Below are 14,853 nucleotides of genomic sequence, written 5' to 3' on the forward strand. Positions count from 1 at the left end.
CAGTTCATGCTACGCACATTTTGCTCGCTTCAAGTTGCGTATGCAGACTTCCCCCTGCATAATGAGAAGAAGAGAACAATTATCTATGTATATTATATATAGCAAAAATGGGGAAAAACAATGAAAGCAACCATATACGATATAGCACGCGAGGCGGGTGTATCCATTGCAACCGTCTCGCAGGTCATTAATGGCAAAGGCAAGATCAGTGAGAAGCGGCGCGCCGAGATTATGGAGATCATGGAACGCCTTCACTATCAACCCAGCGCGATCGCAGCTGCACTTACAGGTAAGCAGACGTATACATTGGGGCTGCTCGTACCGGACATCTCGAACCCGTATTTCGCAGAACTGGCGAGAGCGGTCGAGGATCGAAGTCGTCAATTGGGTTACAGCGTGGTCATCTGCAGTACGGATAATAAGGACGAGCGGGTAGAGCGTTACCTGAATCTGCTTCAGCAAAAAAGGGTCGATGGCATGATGATCGGAACCGGGATCGATAATGCCGAAATTTTGTCACCCCTCTTGCAACAGTCAATACCTGTTGCTCTGATTGCCCGTCATATGCCATCGCTGTCGGTACATACGGTCACCATTGACGACATACTCGGCGGAGCACTCGCAGCGGGGCATCTGCTTGAACTTGGGCACACCAGTGTAGCGGTATTGTCGGAACCGTCCAAAGTCAGCAGCAGTCAGGAACGTGTACGTGGATTCCGTGAAACACTGATTAAGGCAGGTCATACGCTGGAACCGAATCAGATCCGAGAATCGGCAGCTGATCTGAGCTCAGCCAAAAAAGAGGCGCTACTGCTGCTCGGTGAGAACGATCACCCGACAGGTTTGTTCTGTTGTAATGACATTCAGGCCATCGGTGCTCTTCAGGCAGCCAAAGAGCTGGGGCTACGCGTGCCAGAGGATGTGTCGATTATCGGGTTTGATAATACCATTCTTGCTTCGGTAACCAGTCCACCACTTACGACCGTTGCCCAGCCAATTGAAGAACTGGGACATCGCGCTGTAGACCTGTTAATTGAAGAGTTAAAGGATGAACAAAAAGAGCCACAGAAGATTGTGCTGAAGCCTGAGCTGGTTATCCGAGAATCAGCAGGCCGTGTATTGGGCTGAAAACAATTAGGTTTCGGCGTACGCTGAACAGACGTGAGGCCAAGTCTACGTGTGTCATATTCATGGCTTGGGATAAGGGTTATCATCATACATGGTTCTGATTAGGTAATAAAACAATATAACAAAGTTAACAAACAAGCCGCGTTCACTCTATGGGAGAACGCGGCTTGTTCATTTAAATCTTTAATTTTTAGTGTAGCCCAAAACGTCATCGTAATTGAGGGACCAGGGATAGGAAATGACATTGGAACAAAAGGAGTGAGATGTTATACTGGAATATATCAATAATTACCAATTTATATGTTTTGTGTAGGTATAGAGAGGGGATTGGGATGAGTAGACGAATCAAGATGATTATGGGTATCGTCACGATTATTGTTGTTGTAGCTATTGCAGTGCGTATGTATACCTCAGGTCAATATGCTATGTATATCCCCAGCAAACATACGACGTTTCGAGCAGAGGTCACAGATCATATGACGATGCTGGATACATTGGATCGACTGACGATTAGGAAAATTTCCGACAATGAACCGTATAATGAAGATGATGAAATAACGATTACAGATCCCAAAGAGATTAGAGACATGCTGAAGCTATTAAAGGATGTTGAACTTAAAAGAGTACGGGAATTCGACGTTTCCGAAAGGAATCCGCAGTACTATGAGTGGCGACTTACCATTAATAAAGAAGGTCGCTTTACCGATGGATTCGGACTAACGTTTTATAATGAAGATTCCATCTCCATCTACAATGAGGCAAAAACGAGAGACCAACTTGAGGACTACGAGATTACCGATGGGTTTAATCTGAATGAAATGGACCGCCTTTTTGAAAAGCTGAAGGAGGAGAAAACATGACCAAGACTGACTACCTTGTACGCCCTATTGAAGAACAGGATATCCCCTTTCTATGGGAGATGTTATACGCATCCCTGCATAGAAGAGAAGGTGATGCACCTCTTCCAATCGAAAGTATTCATACTCCCGGACTGTCCAAATACGTTGAAGAATGGGGAAGAGAAGGGGACTTCGGGTATGTTGCAGTTGACCAGCAAGGCAAGAGACTAGGTTCAATAACGTTAAGATTCTATACGGACCAAAATGCGGGATACGGTTATGTGAATGCAGCTACGCCAGAGATGGGGATGGCTGTAACGGAAGATGCGCGTGGAAAAGGAGTAGGTACCTTACTGCTTCAGACCGCATTAGATGAGGTCGAACGGCGGGAAATTGCAGCAGTCTCGCTCAGTGTTGACCCGGATAACCAAGCGATTCGCTTATATAAGCGGTTAGGGTTCGTGGAGGAGTGCCTAAATGGTACATCGGTAACGATGGTACGTGTAAGTAAACTTGAATCTTAAATGATGAGCGGTCGGATCACTGGCAAAACGGAGTAAGCCACGTGAAACTGCAAAAAGAAAAAGGCGCTTCCTCATGGGGAACGCCTCTTTCTTTTTGCCAGGAACAGCATCGGTAGCTCTCTTTTATACTTACGCCGTATCACTTCAATATTATTTCAACAAAAATGCCAAAGCCTCGTCATACGTTTCCCATTGGAATTCAGTCTGGTGCGCCGATTCTTTGGAAATCCGATTCAATTGCATTTTGGCGATCGCACCACCTACGGCTACACTGGCTCGCTTCATACCCCACTGTGTCAGTAATTTCTGATGCTCCACAATTTTTTCTTTTGTATCCTGGGGGAATGCCTTCATATTTCTCATGTCCACGAGCACATCAAACGAATTTCCCAATTGTTCCGCTATTCTCTGGATTTCTGTATTCGCTTGTTCGACATGTTCAGGAGAAACAATACCTTCCCAGATAATTTCAATAATAGGTTTAGTTGAATCCAAACGTCTAACAGACATGTAGGCAACTCCTCGATAATAAAATAATATGTAATATATGAGACTATAAGCCTATTAATTATACCTTTTTATAGCGAGAATGAAAACTGAATTCACAATATAGTGGTTCTTATGGACTACTTTTTCCTAGTGAAGTTAAATTCAGGGATTGTTATCATATCGTCAATTGGAAGGAAGTTGAATGGCTAAAAAGCCGCCCAGAGTATGAACTCCAGACGGCTTCTACAACTGTGACACGATAAAGTTAAGATAACTACTTAAGTTAGAATCCAATCTTCAAACTGTTACCTTCCGTTGCTACACCTTTGGAAAGGGAAATGCTCAGCTTTTGTTCTGCCGAGAAACCAAGTGTTTCCCCATCATGCAGTGTGACGTCGTTTTCAACCACATACGTTGTGGTCATAAACATCATCTCAAATACATCGCTTAAGGATTCCGACGATTGCATAATCTCCATCTCTTCTTTACCAAAGTTACGTAGTCCGTAAGTGTAAGCTGAGGCACCTTCGGCATTTTGGAATAATCCGATGAAAATCCAGAGCGAGACTGGCAACTCATCATATTTGATCCCACGGCTGGTTTCGACATATTGACTGGCTTCAACAACAAGTGGGGCCATGTATATGGCCAGCGCGTGATCCAACTGTAATAAGGCACTCGCTGTTTGAGTGAACAGAACATGTCCCTCAATAGCATTTGTTGCGTTCAGAACAGAGACAATAATCTGAGACTGGTGCCGTGAGGTAACTTGCTCCGCTTCTCGCCAAAGGATGTTTAACTTGGCATTCTCCTCAACTTCACGGTCGGGTACAGGCGCCGCAATGTGAGCACATACCACCTGCATCCCATTCACTTCGAAAAAGAGATTGCCCTCCTCCGGGCGTTCTTCAATCTCGATATCCCATTCGTTCTTCATGTTCCTGATGAAGAGGTCAAAATCACAATCGTCATGCTCCAGCAGGACAAAACCCACGATGGTTTCACTGTAATTCGTCGATTCGACAGCACCACCTGCAGGTACCTTCTCCTTTTTGCGCCGCCGAAGCTTGTCAAACAATCCCATGACATGTTCTCCTCCCGATCCCAGATTGATTCTGGTCATTGTACACTGCTATCTATTCACTACCTTACCATAAAGGAGTTAAACATGAATCGCAGCAATGCACCTATCGACAGGAAATTAGAGGAACAGGACCAGCAACAATGCAATGATTGCAGGCAATCCTTGTTTGATAATGATCGACCGTGAAGAAGTCGCTCCTCCATAGAGAGCCGCGATAATCACACACGCCAAGAAGAAAATCTGAATATGCTGTCCAACGGCAGCATCCGGATATACGAGTCCCCAGATCAGACCTGCCGCAAGAAATCCATTGTAAAGACCTTGATTGGCCGCGAGAGATTTGGTGGATTTGGCGAATTCCGGCGTAAGATTAAAGGTTTTCATTGTGCGTGGACGAGTCCACATAAACATCTCCATCACCATAATATAGAAGTGTTCGACAGCTACAAGAGCTACAAAAATGATACTAATCAAAGGAAACACCTTGCTTTCTGATATGTAATTTATTTACTTGTCCATCCTAGTATAAATGTTTGCAACAAGAACGGAAAGAGCAAATTTAATTTGTAACAATTTAATTGTGTATTATTAAAATTATTTATCGTTTTCCAGTTGAGTTATGATGTTGAAATTAAAAAATAGTTACAAAGGTAAGCATACGCCGATTGTCGACAATCCATTCATTGGGTAATAATGAACAATAAAGAAGTGATATTGCTCAGGAAAGGGAGGAGATTACTATGGGAACGGTTCAATTCGTCTTGTTGGCTGATGATCCATCCACATTTGTGACCCGAGTTGTACCTTTTATCGACATTGAGCTTGCAGGAATTCCGGGTGACCGTCATTATGGTCTGCTTCGTCCGGCGGACTCGCGTCAGAAAATCTACAAGCGTGGTACACCGATTGCGAATCGCCGCCAGATCAGTATTGTTTCCGAGGAAGAATGTGCTCTTATTGCTGAGAAAATGAACATTCCTGAAGTGCGTCCAGAGTGGCTTGGTGCCAATATACTGGTCCGTGGCATTGATCGATTGACGGAACTGCCTGCTGGAACGCGGCTCCTATTTCCGAACGGGACAGGGTTAATATGCGAAGGGGAGAACCTTCCCTGTGTACATCCGGGGAAAATGATTGAACAATTCTACGAACAGGACGGTTTGCGTAAAAAATTCGTGCCTGCGGCTCGCAAAAAACGTGGGATTGTATGCTCGGTTGAACGGGAGGGTGTAATCCATACGGGGGATACCATAGAAGTCATTCGCCTGTCCTGATTTTCAGGACAGGTTTCTAATTGATCAGCCCTCGGCGCTCACCATTCGGATGTTTAGAGTGTAAGTACTCCTCTGGTGTACTGCCAATAATGGACTTGAAATCTCGGATGAAATGGGATTGATCATGATATCCAAGATCCTGAGATAACTTAATCAGGTCACAGTGAAGACCGTGGTCCATCCATTCTGCAGCATTTTGCAGACGATACAACTTGATTACGGTTTTGGGTCCGATGCCCACATACTGATTGAACAGGCGTTGAAGCTTTCGGGTATGCATATTCCAATAGGAAGATAGATCATCTACTCTCAGCATCTCCCGGTTCTGTTCAATCTGTTGCACAATATCGTTTACCATTCTCGCTTGATCATCTTCAGCAGGAAGGTGTGCACATAATAGCTGGTCAATGTAACTGGTTTTATCCGCATCATCTCCCGCCCCAAGAAGCCGGTCTTCCAAGGATTCCCCTGTGACGTCAAGAATATTGGATACATTCATCGGCTGTCCGTACAATGAAGAGACAGGAACCCGGAGGAAAGGATAAAACCCTCCTGGTCTGAACTTCACGCCAAATACACGACCTTTTCCGCTCACAAGATAGGAGAATTTACGTCCCGATGGTCCGAAGAAAAACGTATTATTCCGTTCCACAACCAGATTGACACAGGGGTTAGGCACGACATGTTGGGGATACGGTTCAAGTCCAGTCAGATCCCACGATACGATCCAGTAATGTTTAACAAAAGGGCGAAGTGCTTCGGATGGAGCATGGCGTGTCAGTTGATATTTATGATCACCTTTATTAAGATCCAGCAGGCCCATACTTGGTCTGTCTCCTTGTTCTACCTGTTTCATTCGAGTCATCCCTCCTGCTCATCTCACATTATTTAGGTTCTCTGAACAACAATGCCCGCACAGCAAAACGGGGTAAAATGAGTTGCCTGCGCCATCTCGAAGGTTGACTGAAGAGGCGATAGAGCCATTCCAGATTAAGCTTCTGCCATATCGCAGGGGCACGTTTGGTTTTGCCTGCCACGATATCGAGACTGCCTCCAACACCTATGGCTACACGAGCGTTCAACTGGTGGCGATACTTGTTAATCCAGTGTTCCGCATGGGGTGCGCCAAGAGCCACGATAAGAAAGTCTGGTTGAGCAGTACAAATCTCTTCCACAATCTGTTGTTCCTCATCTACCTGGAAATAACCATGGTGTCTGCCTTTTACAACAACTCCCGGATAACGTTGCGCAATAACTTTCACGGCCTGTTCACTTACGCTTTCCTCTGCTCCCAGCATGTAGAATGACCAGTGTTTTTGATCGCCTTCCTCTAATAAACGAAACAGCAGATCACAACCCGTTACCCGTTCAGTTAATTGTCCGCCCCGAAAACGGGATACCATCACAATGCCGGCACCGTCAGCCGTGACCAACCCGGCTTGATCGACGACTTTGCGAAGAGAGGCATTCTTTTGACAGGACATAACAATCTCGGGGTTACCTGTGATGACATGGAATAGTTCATTGCTTTCCTGACCTACGACTTCACCAAGGATTGCAACAGTTTGATTCATCGTTACATTGGGAAAAGGGATGCCCATAATATTCGTTGATTGGCTCATATCTCAATTCCTTTCAAATTTCGTCCTATCACCTTGAACAGTCCTGTTATTTCATTCCAGTTTAGTATATCTGATCTTCTAGGAAAGCACTATATGGGCGCAACCCGTTTGGATCATGGTATAACATTCCCGAAAATATAAAGAGCTTATATTTTACCTGATGTCGCGTTTTTACAATACGGCCTTTGGGGTATAACGATAGGATAGGAGTGCGAGGTTGGCAGATCGCTTATCCAATACATAAAGGGAGTGAGTCCATGGAACTGAAATATGAATTCTATATCAACGCAGGACTGGAAGAGGTGTGGAATGCTTTAATATCACCAGACGGCACACGGAACAGCTTTTTCGGCAGCGAACTTCGTACCAATTTCCAACCAGGTCAGCCGTTTGCTTATGTAGGGCCGGGCAATGATGGTGCAGAGACTGTCCATGTGTATGGAGATATATTGGAATTTGAACCGTTGTCCAGACTTAGTTACCAGGAGCATCCCGGACCGTCATACCATGCCAATCATGCCGAGCTTCAATCCAGAGTGGTCTTCCAGTTGGAGACTGTGGGGGAGTGTACGAAGCTGACACTGATTAATGATCAATTTACAGATAACCATCCTTCCATTGCGAATGCACAGAGTAGCTGGTGGATGATTTTAAGCAGCATCAAAACTTGGGTGGAGACTGGGAAAACACTGAATTTTGGATGGTAGCTGGTAAGAGGCAGTCATTTAGATTTATTTTCATAAAAAATAAAGGCATTTAATATAAGAACCAGTGCTGATTCAGCGCTGGTTCTTGTTTTTATGCAAAATTAAAACCATTGCTCTACATTTAATGTCTGATAATGTCGAAATATATATCATATGAGCTAAGAGGAGAAATGAGCATGTTTCGTAAACGTACTGAATCGACCAAACACCTTCGTACAGATGCGCATCAGAATTTACTGGAGTATAGTCGTAAACTGGTAGCAAATACAGAAAAGGGCGACTATGACGCATGGATCGAAGATGGCATTGAGTTTCAGGATACCGATGAAATAGCTAGTAATATCAAAAAAGCAGTACATATGATGAAAGCACAAAACGAAGCCGTGGAAATGCGCCTTAGAATGCTGAATCAGGCAATGAATGTGGGATTATGGGAATCTGAAATTGTTGCTGGTGATCCACTGGATAACAATAATATCGTCACATTTTCGAATGAATTCCGCCAAATGTTAGGATTCCATAATGCCAAGGATTATCCCGATTCATTTGCAAGCTGGGCCAAATCGATATATCCGGATGATAGACCCCAACTGGTGCAGGAGATTATGAAACATGTGAATGACACAAGAGCAACAACTGCCTATAACGTCATCAGCCGTATGATTACAAAAAGTGGAGAGATTCGCTGGTTCCGATGCCTTGGACAAGTCATCCGAAATCAGGCTGGAGTTCCGGTCAAACTTTTGGGCATCATGTTTGATATTCATGAGGAGAAGAGCAAGTCTGATGAGCTGGAAGCACTCGTCACCCGATATGATCTGGTTAACCGCGCCTTGGTGGAGGCACCGTGGGATATGACCGTTGTGGCTGGAGATGTGGTTAATCCAAATAACGAATTTTGGTGGTCACCCCAGTTCCGTAGAGAATTAGGGTTTAAAGACGAGCAGGATTTCCCGAATGTGTTCAGCAGCTGGAGCAGCCGACTTCATCCGGAAGACCATGATCGGACGATCAACGAATTTGCCAGACATATGAACGATTACAGTGGTCGTACACCGTACGATCTGGATTATCGTTTGCAGCGCAAAGATGGGGAGTACCGTTGGTATCACGCGGGTGGGGAGACCATTAGGGATCAGGATGGAGTACCGCTCCGTGTAGCTGGAACCATTCGGGATGTCACCCATGAGAAGAATAAGGAACAGATCGTGGAAGCCATGAATCTGAAAACAAAACAATTGTCGGAGTCCATTGGCGAGATGGTACGTGGAATCAACTCAATTACTGATCAGGCACAGGATCTGGTTACTGCTCAGGAGTTATCTGCCGATGCAGCTATTCAAGTGAAAAGCAGTGCAGATGATACGAAGAATATCACGGTGTTTATTCGAGAGATTGCCAGTCAGACCAATCTGCTGGGGTTGAATGCAGCAATTGAAGCTGCACGAGCGGGAGAGCTGGGACTGGGATTTGGCGTCGTTGCAGGTGAAGTGCGGAAACTGGCTGATCACAGTTCGGAGGCCACAGTAAATATCGAAGATAGCATGCAGAAGATGAAAACACTGATTGATCAGATTCTTGAACATATCGGTAATATGTCCACGTTAACGCAAAATCAGGCTGCCCTGACACAGCAGGTGAATGCTTCAATGGATGAGATCAACACCATGTCACAGGATCTGGTTGATTACTCGCGGAATCTATAATTTCGAAGCCGATTGTTGTAACATCACGATCATTGCCACACATCATCTAACAAAAAATCCACCGGGATGCATTTCTGCTCTCGGTGGATTTTTGTATTTCGATATATAACTAAGATGTATAGCTTCAGTTTCAGCTATTGAATTAAACTTGTTGAACTTTGATCAGGTTTGTATTACCGGATTGACCGATTGGAACACCAGCGGACAATACAATGATGTCACCTTTTTCAATGTAACCTGTTTTGATTGCGTTACGCGTAGCAGATTCGAACATTTCATCCGTTGTCGTTACTTTGTCGCCCATAACCGGAATAACACCGGAGAGCAGGCAGATTTTCGCCAATACTTCTTCATGTTGTGTAACTGCGATGATTGGCGCTTTTGGACGATATTTGGAGATCATGCGTGCTGTGAATCCACTCTCAGTCGAAGTGATGATTGCTTTTGCATTCAGTACGAGGGAAGAACTTACAGCGCCCTGACTGATAACTTCAGTAATATCAGCGATTTGTTGAGCCGATTTTTGTGCGAATTGCTCTTTGTAATCGATCATTGTTTCAGCACGGCGAGCAACAGCAGCCATCGTACGCACGGATTGTACCGGATATTTACCAGCAGCTGATTCACCGGACAACATCACAACGTCAGCACCTTGAAGTACAGCGTTTGCCACGTCACTAACTTCGGAACGAGTAGGGCGTGGGTTCACTTGCATGGACTCCAGCATGTGTGTAGCTACGATAACCGGTTTACCAGCGCGGTTACATTTATCGATCATTTCTTTTTGCATCATCGGCACGTCTTCGATGGGTACTTCAACCCCGAGATCTCCACGAGCTACCATGATACCGTCAGATGCTTCAATAATATCGTCCAGGTTAGTCATACCTTCCTGGTTTTCAATTTTGGAGATGATCTGTACGTGGTCTACACCGCGTTCTTTCAAAATGCTGCGGATTTCACGGATGTCATCGCCTTTACGAACAAAGGATGCTGCGATAATTTCGATATCGTTTTCGATCCCAAATCCGATGTGCATAACGTCACGCTCGGTTACACCTGGCAATGTCGTTTTGATTCCTGGCAAGTTAACCCCTTTGCGTGGTTTCAGAATGCCGCCACTGATGATTTTACAATGGATATCGGATCCTTCCACAGACAGTACAGTCAGATCCACAAGGCCATCATCGATGAGGATACGATCGCCAGGTTTCACAACGAGGTTCAGTTCTGGATAGTTTACCGAGATACGCTCAGCGTCACCAAGAATTTCTTCGGTAGTCAGGATCAGCTCTTTACCGGCTTGCAGATGGCAGGATGCTTCTTTCAGTTTACCGATACGTACTTCCGGCCCTTTGATGTCCATCATGATCGGTACATAGGTGTTCAGTTCGGAAGCTGCTTTACGGATATTGTTAATCCGTGTCACGTGATCTTCCAGTTCGCCATGAGCCATGTTCAGACGGGCAACGGTCATACCTTCCTGAATCATTACTTTTAACAATTCGATTGAGTCACAAGCAGGTCCCATGGTACAAATAATTTTTGTTTTTAACATGCTAATTTCCTCCTCATATTTAAGCTTATATGTGTATTGTAGCGTTTTCTGTCGAATCAGGGTATGAACTATAGTACAATGATTAGAGTATAGTCCGATAATGAGGTGTGTTATGGTCACTCCACTTGAAGTACGACATATTAATGGTGTCGGTTGGTACGAAAAAGCTGTACAATCTCAAGAAACTTGGCGGCTTAGCTTGGTTACTTATGGAAAATGTGTATATTGGGTGAACGGGGATAAACAGATCATGGAAAAGGGTGAATTGCTCCTCATTCCAGGTGGTACCCCATATTACGGCAAGAGTATTCCTACAGTAACGCACACACAGATTGTAATTCAACTGCAACGCGACCATACGGAAACTCTGCCTGCACTGGAACGGTATGAGGCTTTGCGGCATAAACCTGGATGTTACGAGCTGATCCATCAACGCATGAGCGCTATTTATCAACAATGGCAGGAGCGTCCGTCTTATTATGTCATGATGAGCCAAGCCTTATTGATGGAAGTGTTGATTTATATGAACAGGGAGCTTGATCGTGGAGTTATCCCGCCGGAGAGGCATAATCATGTTGAACGGATGAAGCGGTATATTGAGCGGCATTATCGGGAGAAAGTAACGAAGGAAGAACTCGGGGATGAGATCAATAAAACTCCCAATTATGCTGCTGCATTATTCAAAAGCATGACAAATCAGACCATCAGTCAATATGTCCATGATCAACGGATGAAACGAGCCATATATTTGCTCACTGAGTCACAACTCTCCATCCAGGAAATTGCCGAATTTCTCGGCTACCGGGATCTGTCTTATTTTTACCGCATATTCAAACGTATAACCGGAAGTCCACCGTCTGACCTTCTTCATGAACGGCCACCTATAGCATGAAACGCGTAGTCCAACCCAAATAAAGTTCTTCTATATAAGTAGGTTTAATTAAATGAGTACAAAAAAAGAGGGCCTATGCCCTCTTTTGCTGTATAACAGGATCATCATCCCACCTGTTACATATATAAATGTCTTTATACATGACTGCTTGGATTAGAAGCTGTGAGTGGCTGCTTGCTTTTTTTTCGTGCCTGCCCAAGACGAAGAGCAAAGACATGTACAGTCCAATACGCGGCCTCAGCAAACAAAATGCCGCCGGCGATGTCCAGCAAGGAATGCTGTTTTACAAGCACCGTCGAAGCAATAATCAACCACAGCCATACCGACCAAGAAATCCGTGCCAAAGGCCTAAAGTTCAAGTGTCTGTTAATCACAATAAACAGCAAATAGCTGGTCAGAACATGAACACTTGGGAAACAGTTGAAGGGCGCATCATTGGTATAGATAAACTGCACTAACACGCTGCTCAGATCAGTTCCGCCGACTTCCGGACGCGGGACATGGGTAGGGAACAACGCAAAACAGACATTGGCAGCCATGACACCAACATTATAGGTAATCAACGTACGCCAGAATAGCGACTTGTTCGTCAGACCCAAATAGAGAAATCCAAGATACAGAATGGGCATCCAGCTAATGTACGGATAAATAAATTCTTTGAGAAAAGGAATCTGTGTATCAATCCAGGCATAATTGTAGAAGACATCACTTCCGGTGTTACTACCTAGAAATACGTAAATGGAGCCTTGGAGCGGTATGCACAGAATAGCCAGTAAATGCCCCCAGCGCTGAAAGAATGCTTTCATAGTATCCCCCTGATTTCATTATGCATTGTAAAACTATTGTTAATGGGTACTTCATAGATATATGACGTTGGAGAGTCGCGACACCCCTGCAGCATTGAACTCTTGTAATACTATAATGGACAGATAAAGGTATAAGCCATACCTGATTTTAGGGGAAAATAAGTCAGGATAAGTCTCTTTTTTGTTACTTTTATAGTTTTATCCATAATAGGGATATTCAATATTCGGATGATGTGATACAACTATATTGGCATATAAATTCATATGACAACGAAAAAAAGTAAATGAAACGAGGTAGGGAAATGTATGATTAATCCGCAATCCAAGCCAAAACATTCCTTTTCCGAGCGCAAACCTGTGCTCACCGTTGTGATTATTGAGCTACTTCTCTTGTTAGCCGTATTTGCTGCAGGAGCCATTGCGACGATAAAACAACTGGACTACACTTCCCCTGTACTCATTTCCTTTACACCCATCGCAATTGTTCTGATGATCTATCTGACGTTAAGACGCAAGTGGGGAGAGACTGGCTTCCGATCTTTGCGAAGTATCCCGGCTGGCCACGCAAAGTATTATATTCCACTACTCCTTGTACTGGGTACACTTTCCCTGAAAGGATTTGAGGAGCTGAGCTTGTCACGGCTAGCCTTTTTCATCTTTTTTACCTTGCTCGTAGCTTTTGTTGAGGAAACGATCTATCGTGGGCTTATTTTCAAGACCTTGCTTCAAAAAAGTGCAGTGGCCGCAGTTGTGACCTCAAGCATATTGTTTTCGATTACACATCTGTTGAACGCATTGTCTGGTCAGGATATGACGGATACGATCATGCAATTGATCTATGCGCTGCTCCTGGGAGCTGTACTGGCGTTATTGATGCTGAAGAACGGAAATATCGTACCGCTTATATTGTTTCATTTCATACATAATCTGATTCAATTTTTAGGGAATGATCTGGAGGATACAGGTACACTTCCTTACGATCTGTTTATACTGGCAGTACTGATTGCTAACTGTGCATGGTTAGTGTGGAGCATTCGAACAAATTCGTCTATTCCATCCAAAGGGAGTGAGCAAGCGAATACGGTTGTTCATTAAGGGTATTGCGGGTATTGCTTGAAAGTAGTTATCATACAGTTTCCCGTCAGCTGTTTGATCATGGTATACTTCAGTCTGGCGGGAAGACAGATATGTTCATGATACGAGGTCTGCCTATCCGTACATTAAGTTTAGACAGTAGGTGATATAGTGGAGAAGACAGCACAAGGTGTAGCAGAATGGATGGTACAGGAGATTAAATTCACAGGAACACTTCATCAGGAAGCTGCCATAGAATATGTGAAGACCCAATTTGGGGAAGAGTTTGTTTTTGTGAACGAGAACGGCAATACGTCATTGTCCAAAGAAGTGAAGAAAGCTTTCCGAAAGCTTCATCGTGGGCAGATCGCCTGGGATCGGGATGCATTTATGTGGGCATGGACATAGTGTGTTAAACTGGAGTAAGATGATTCATTGGTTGTGTTGGATATGCATGTCAGAATATTATATAAAAAATGTATAAGATGGATTAGATCTGCATATCCTTTCATAAGACCGTACACAAGCGACCAGGCACATAAGTGTGATAAACCCTGGCCCCACGCGTGTTAATAACATGTATTTCCAAAGCTGTTTGAAAAGAAAATACAAAGATTTGCTTTTTGGCTGAATTGGAGTTATAATAAAAACAAGTTGTAGAGAGTGGAAAACCTAATTCATATATTGTAAAGGGCGATCACTTATAGGTTTATGACTGGTACCTTTTTCAATGTGTGAATTTTTATTTGCTTGCTGCAAAGAACAAAGGAACATGTTAATCTTTATTTGGAGGTGTAATTCACATGCAAAACGGAACAGTAAAATGGTTCAACGCTGATAAAGGCTTCGGTTTCATCGAAGTTGAAGGCGGAGAAGATGTATTCGTACACTTCAGCGCTATTACAGGCGAAGGCTTCAAAACGCTGGACGAAGGTCAACGCGTGCAATTTAAAATTGTACAAGGAAACCGTGGTCCTCAAGCAGAAGAAGTTGTAAAACTGTAATTAAAGCATAGCTGCCTTTAACATGTTATAATGGTAAAGGCAGCTTCTTTTTTTTGATCAGTTATATAAAAGTCGACCCATTAGTTGTCGAGGCAGGGGTCTGGTGGGACGTGAAACTTCCGCTAAGTGTAGGCTTCTGTGAAATA

Annotated in this window: 17 protein-coding genes; 10 read left to right on the top strand and 7 right to left on the bottom strand. The window is 44.0% G+C overall.

Going from position 1 to position 14,853, the window contains the following annotated elements:
* The first annotated feature begins 120 nt into the window (after positions 1 to 120).
* The 3 genes from NZ043_RS10900 to NZ043_RS10910 all read left to right on the top strand — a co-directional run bounded on the left by NZ043_RS10900 (position 121) and on the right by NZ043_RS10910 (position 2,491).
* A complete protein-coding gene (locus NZ043_RS10900) occupies positions 121 to 1,128 on the top strand; it encodes a LacI family DNA-binding transcriptional regulator (RefSeq protein ID WP_339311768.1) in 1,008 nt (335 codons plus the stop codon).
* Between the two features lie 332 nt (positions 1,129 to 1,460).
* Positions 1,461 to 1,988, top strand: a complete 528-nt coding sequence (locus NZ043_RS10905) for a hypothetical protein (RefSeq protein ID WP_091039286.1) — start codon at positions 1,461 to 1,463, stop codon at positions 1,986 to 1,988.
* Positions 1,985 to 2,491, top strand: coding sequence for a GNAT family N-acetyltransferase (locus NZ043_RS10910; protein ID WP_289390886.1), 507 nt, complete (start codon positions 1,985 to 1,987; stop codon positions 2,489 to 2,491). Before NZ043_RS10905 ends, NZ043_RS10910 begins: the two co-directional genes overlap by 4 nt.
* A gap of 150 nt (positions 2,492 to 2,641) precedes the next feature.
* Here the strand turns inward: NZ043_RS10910 and NZ043_RS10915 are convergent, their stop codons facing one another.
* From NZ043_RS10915 to NZ043_RS10925, 3 genes are all read right to left on the bottom strand, one after another.
* Complete coding sequence (locus NZ043_RS10915) at positions 2,642 to 3,001, bottom strand: hypothetical protein (protein WP_091039283.1); 360 nt, start codon at positions 2,999 to 3,001, stop codon at positions 2,642 to 2,644.
* Between the two features lie 262 nt (positions 3,002 to 3,263).
* On the bottom strand, positions 3,264 to 4,064 hold the full coding sequence (locus NZ043_RS10920) for a DUF4261 domain-containing protein (protein ID WP_339311771.1): 801 nt from the start codon (positions 4,062 to 4,064) through the stop codon (positions 3,264 to 3,266).
* Positions 4,065 to 4,181: 117 nt separating this feature from the next.
* The gene (locus NZ043_RS10925; protein WP_036608019.1) at positions 4,182 to 4,538 is read right to left on the bottom strand and encodes a DUF1304 domain-containing protein; all 357 of its coding nucleotides are present in this window, start codon (positions 4,536 to 4,538) and stop codon (positions 4,182 to 4,184) included.
* A gap of 266 nt (positions 4,539 to 4,804) precedes the next feature.
* On the opposite strand from NZ043_RS10925, the gene NZ043_RS10930 reads away from it, so the two are divergent.
* A complete protein-coding gene (locus NZ043_RS10930; protein ID WP_091039280.1) occupies positions 4,805 to 5,338 on the top strand; it encodes an MOSC domain-containing protein in 534 nt (177 codons plus the stop codon).
* Positions 5,339 to 5,354: 16 nt separating this feature from the next.
* Here the strand turns inward: NZ043_RS10930 and NZ043_RS10935 are convergent, their stop codons facing one another.
* Together NZ043_RS10935 and NZ043_RS10940 are read right to left on the bottom strand one after the other, a co-directional pair.
* Positions 5,355 to 6,194, bottom strand: coding sequence for a helix-turn-helix transcriptional regulator (locus NZ043_RS10935; RefSeq protein WP_133387568.1), 840 nt, complete (start codon positions 6,192 to 6,194; stop codon positions 5,355 to 5,357).
* Between the two features lie 28 nt (positions 6,195 to 6,222).
* A complete protein-coding gene (locus NZ043_RS10940; protein ID WP_249913854.1) occupies positions 6,223 to 6,960 on the bottom strand; it encodes a WecB/TagA/CpsF family glycosyltransferase in 738 nt (245 codons plus the stop codon).
* 257 nt (positions 6,961 to 7,217) lie between these two features.
* Between NZ043_RS10940 and NZ043_RS10945 the strand changes: the two genes are divergently transcribed.
* Positions 7,218 to 7,667 carry an SRPBCC family protein gene (locus NZ043_RS10945; RefSeq protein ID WP_017691129.1) on the top strand — a complete coding sequence of 150 codons (450 nt, stop codon included), beginning with the start codon at positions 7,218 to 7,220 and terminating at the stop codon, positions 7,665 to 7,667.
* 176 nt (positions 7,668 to 7,843) lie between these two features.
* Positions 7,844 to 9,373, top strand: a complete 1,530-nt coding sequence (locus tag NZ043_RS10950) for a PAS domain-containing protein (protein WP_339311774.1) — start codon at positions 7,844 to 7,846, stop codon at positions 9,371 to 9,373.
* A gap of 142 nt (positions 9,374 to 9,515) precedes the next feature.
* On the opposite strand, the gene pyk is transcribed toward NZ043_RS10950, so the two are convergent.
* Positions 9,516 to 10,931, bottom strand: coding sequence for a pyruvate kinase (gene pyk / locus NZ043_RS10955; protein WP_062838171.1), 1,416 nt, complete (start codon positions 10,929 to 10,931; stop codon positions 9,516 to 9,518).
* A gap of 112 nt (positions 10,932 to 11,043) precedes the next feature.
* On the opposite strand from pyk, the gene NZ043_RS10960 reads away from it, so the two are divergent.
* Positions 11,044 to 11,823, top strand: a complete 780-nt coding sequence (locus tag NZ043_RS10960) for an AraC family transcriptional regulator (RefSeq protein WP_133387565.1) — start codon at positions 11,044 to 11,046, stop codon at positions 11,821 to 11,823.
* Between the two features lie 134 nt (positions 11,824 to 11,957).
* On the opposite strand, the gene NZ043_RS10965 is transcribed toward NZ043_RS10960, so the two are convergent.
* Complete coding sequence (locus NZ043_RS10965; protein WP_339311776.1) at positions 11,958 to 12,629, bottom strand: phosphatase PAP2 family protein; 672 nt, start codon at positions 12,627 to 12,629, stop codon at positions 11,958 to 11,960.
* A 306-nt stretch (positions 12,630 to 12,935) separates the two neighbouring features.
* Between NZ043_RS10965 and NZ043_RS10970 the strand changes: the two genes are divergently transcribed.
* The 3 genes from NZ043_RS10970 to NZ043_RS10980 all read left to right on the top strand — a co-directional run bounded on the left by NZ043_RS10970 (position 12,936) and on the right by NZ043_RS10980 (position 14,707).
* Positions 12,936 to 13,724, top strand: a complete 789-nt coding sequence (locus NZ043_RS10970) for a CPBP family intramembrane glutamic endopeptidase (protein WP_339311778.1) — start codon at positions 12,936 to 12,938, stop codon at positions 13,722 to 13,724.
* A gap of 150 nt (positions 13,725 to 13,874) precedes the next feature.
* Complete coding sequence (locus tag NZ043_RS10975; protein WP_339311780.1) at positions 13,875 to 14,111, top strand: hypothetical protein; 237 nt, start codon at positions 13,875 to 13,877, stop codon at positions 14,109 to 14,111.
* 395 nt (positions 14,112 to 14,506) lie between these two features.
* Positions 14,507 to 14,707 carry a cold-shock protein gene (locus NZ043_RS10980; RefSeq protein ID WP_024633772.1) on the top strand — a complete coding sequence of 67 codons (201 nt, stop codon included), beginning with the start codon at positions 14,507 to 14,509 and terminating at the stop codon, positions 14,705 to 14,707.
* Positions 14,708 to 14,853: the final 146 nt, after the last annotated feature.

It is taken from the genome of Paenibacillus sp. FSL k6-2145, assembly GCF_037976585.1.
GTDB lineage: Bacteria > Bacillota > Bacilli > Paenibacillales > Paenibacillaceae > Paenibacillus.

Bases quoted from the DNA above. Each gene is read 5' to 3' on its own strand.
- NZ043_RS10900 (WP_339311768.1), top strand. From the start codon at position 121: ATGAAAGCAACCATATACGATATAGCACGCGAGGCGGGTGTATCCATT.
- NZ043_RS10905 (WP_091039286.1), top strand. From the start codon at position 1,461: ATGAGTAGACGAATCAAGATGATTATGGGTATCGTCACGATTATTGTT.
- NZ043_RS10910 (WP_289390886.1), top strand. From the start codon at position 1,985: ATGACCAAGACTGACTACCTTGTACGCCCTATTGAAGAACAGGATATC.
- NZ043_RS10915 (WP_091039283.1), bottom strand. From the start codon at position 3,001: ATGTCTGTTAGACGTTTGGATTCAACTAAACCTATTATTGAAATTATC.
- NZ043_RS10920 (WP_339311771.1), bottom strand. From the start codon at position 4,064: ATGGGATTGTTTGACAAGCTTCGGCGGCGCAAAAAGGAGAAGGTACCT.
- NZ043_RS10930 (WP_091039280.1), top strand. From the start codon at position 4,805: ATGGGAACGGTTCAATTCGTCTTGTTGGCTGATGATCCATCCACATTT.
- NZ043_RS10935 (WP_133387568.1), bottom strand. From the start codon at position 6,194: ATGAAACAGGTAGAACAAGGAGACAGACCAAGTATGGGCCTGCTGGAT.
- NZ043_RS10940 (WP_249913854.1), bottom strand. From the start codon at position 6,960: ATGAGCCAATCAACGAATATTATGGGCATCCCTTTTCCCAATGTAACG.
- NZ043_RS10945 (WP_017691129.1), top strand. From the start codon at position 7,218: ATGGAACTGAAATATGAATTCTATATCAACGCAGGACTGGAAGAGGTG.
- NZ043_RS10950 (WP_339311774.1), top strand. From the start codon at position 7,844: ATGTTTCGTAAACGTACTGAATCGACCAAACACCTTCGTACAGATGCG.
- pyk (WP_062838171.1), bottom strand. From the start codon at position 10,931: ATGTTAAAAACAAAAATTATTTGTACCATGGGACCTGCTTGTGACTCA.
- NZ043_RS10960 (WP_133387565.1), top strand. From the start codon at position 11,044: ATGGTCACTCCACTTGAAGTACGACATATTAATGGTGTCGGTTGGTAC.
- NZ043_RS10965 (WP_339311776.1), bottom strand. From the start codon at position 12,629: ATGAAAGCATTCTTTCAGCGCTGGGGGCATTTACTGGCTATTCTGTGC.
- NZ043_RS10970 (WP_339311778.1), top strand. From the start codon at position 12,936: ATGATTAATCCGCAATCCAAGCCAAAACATTCCTTTTCCGAGCGCAAA.
- NZ043_RS10980 (WP_024633772.1), top strand. From the start codon at position 14,507: ATGCAAAACGGAACAGTAAAATGGTTCAACGCTGATAAAGGCTTCGGT.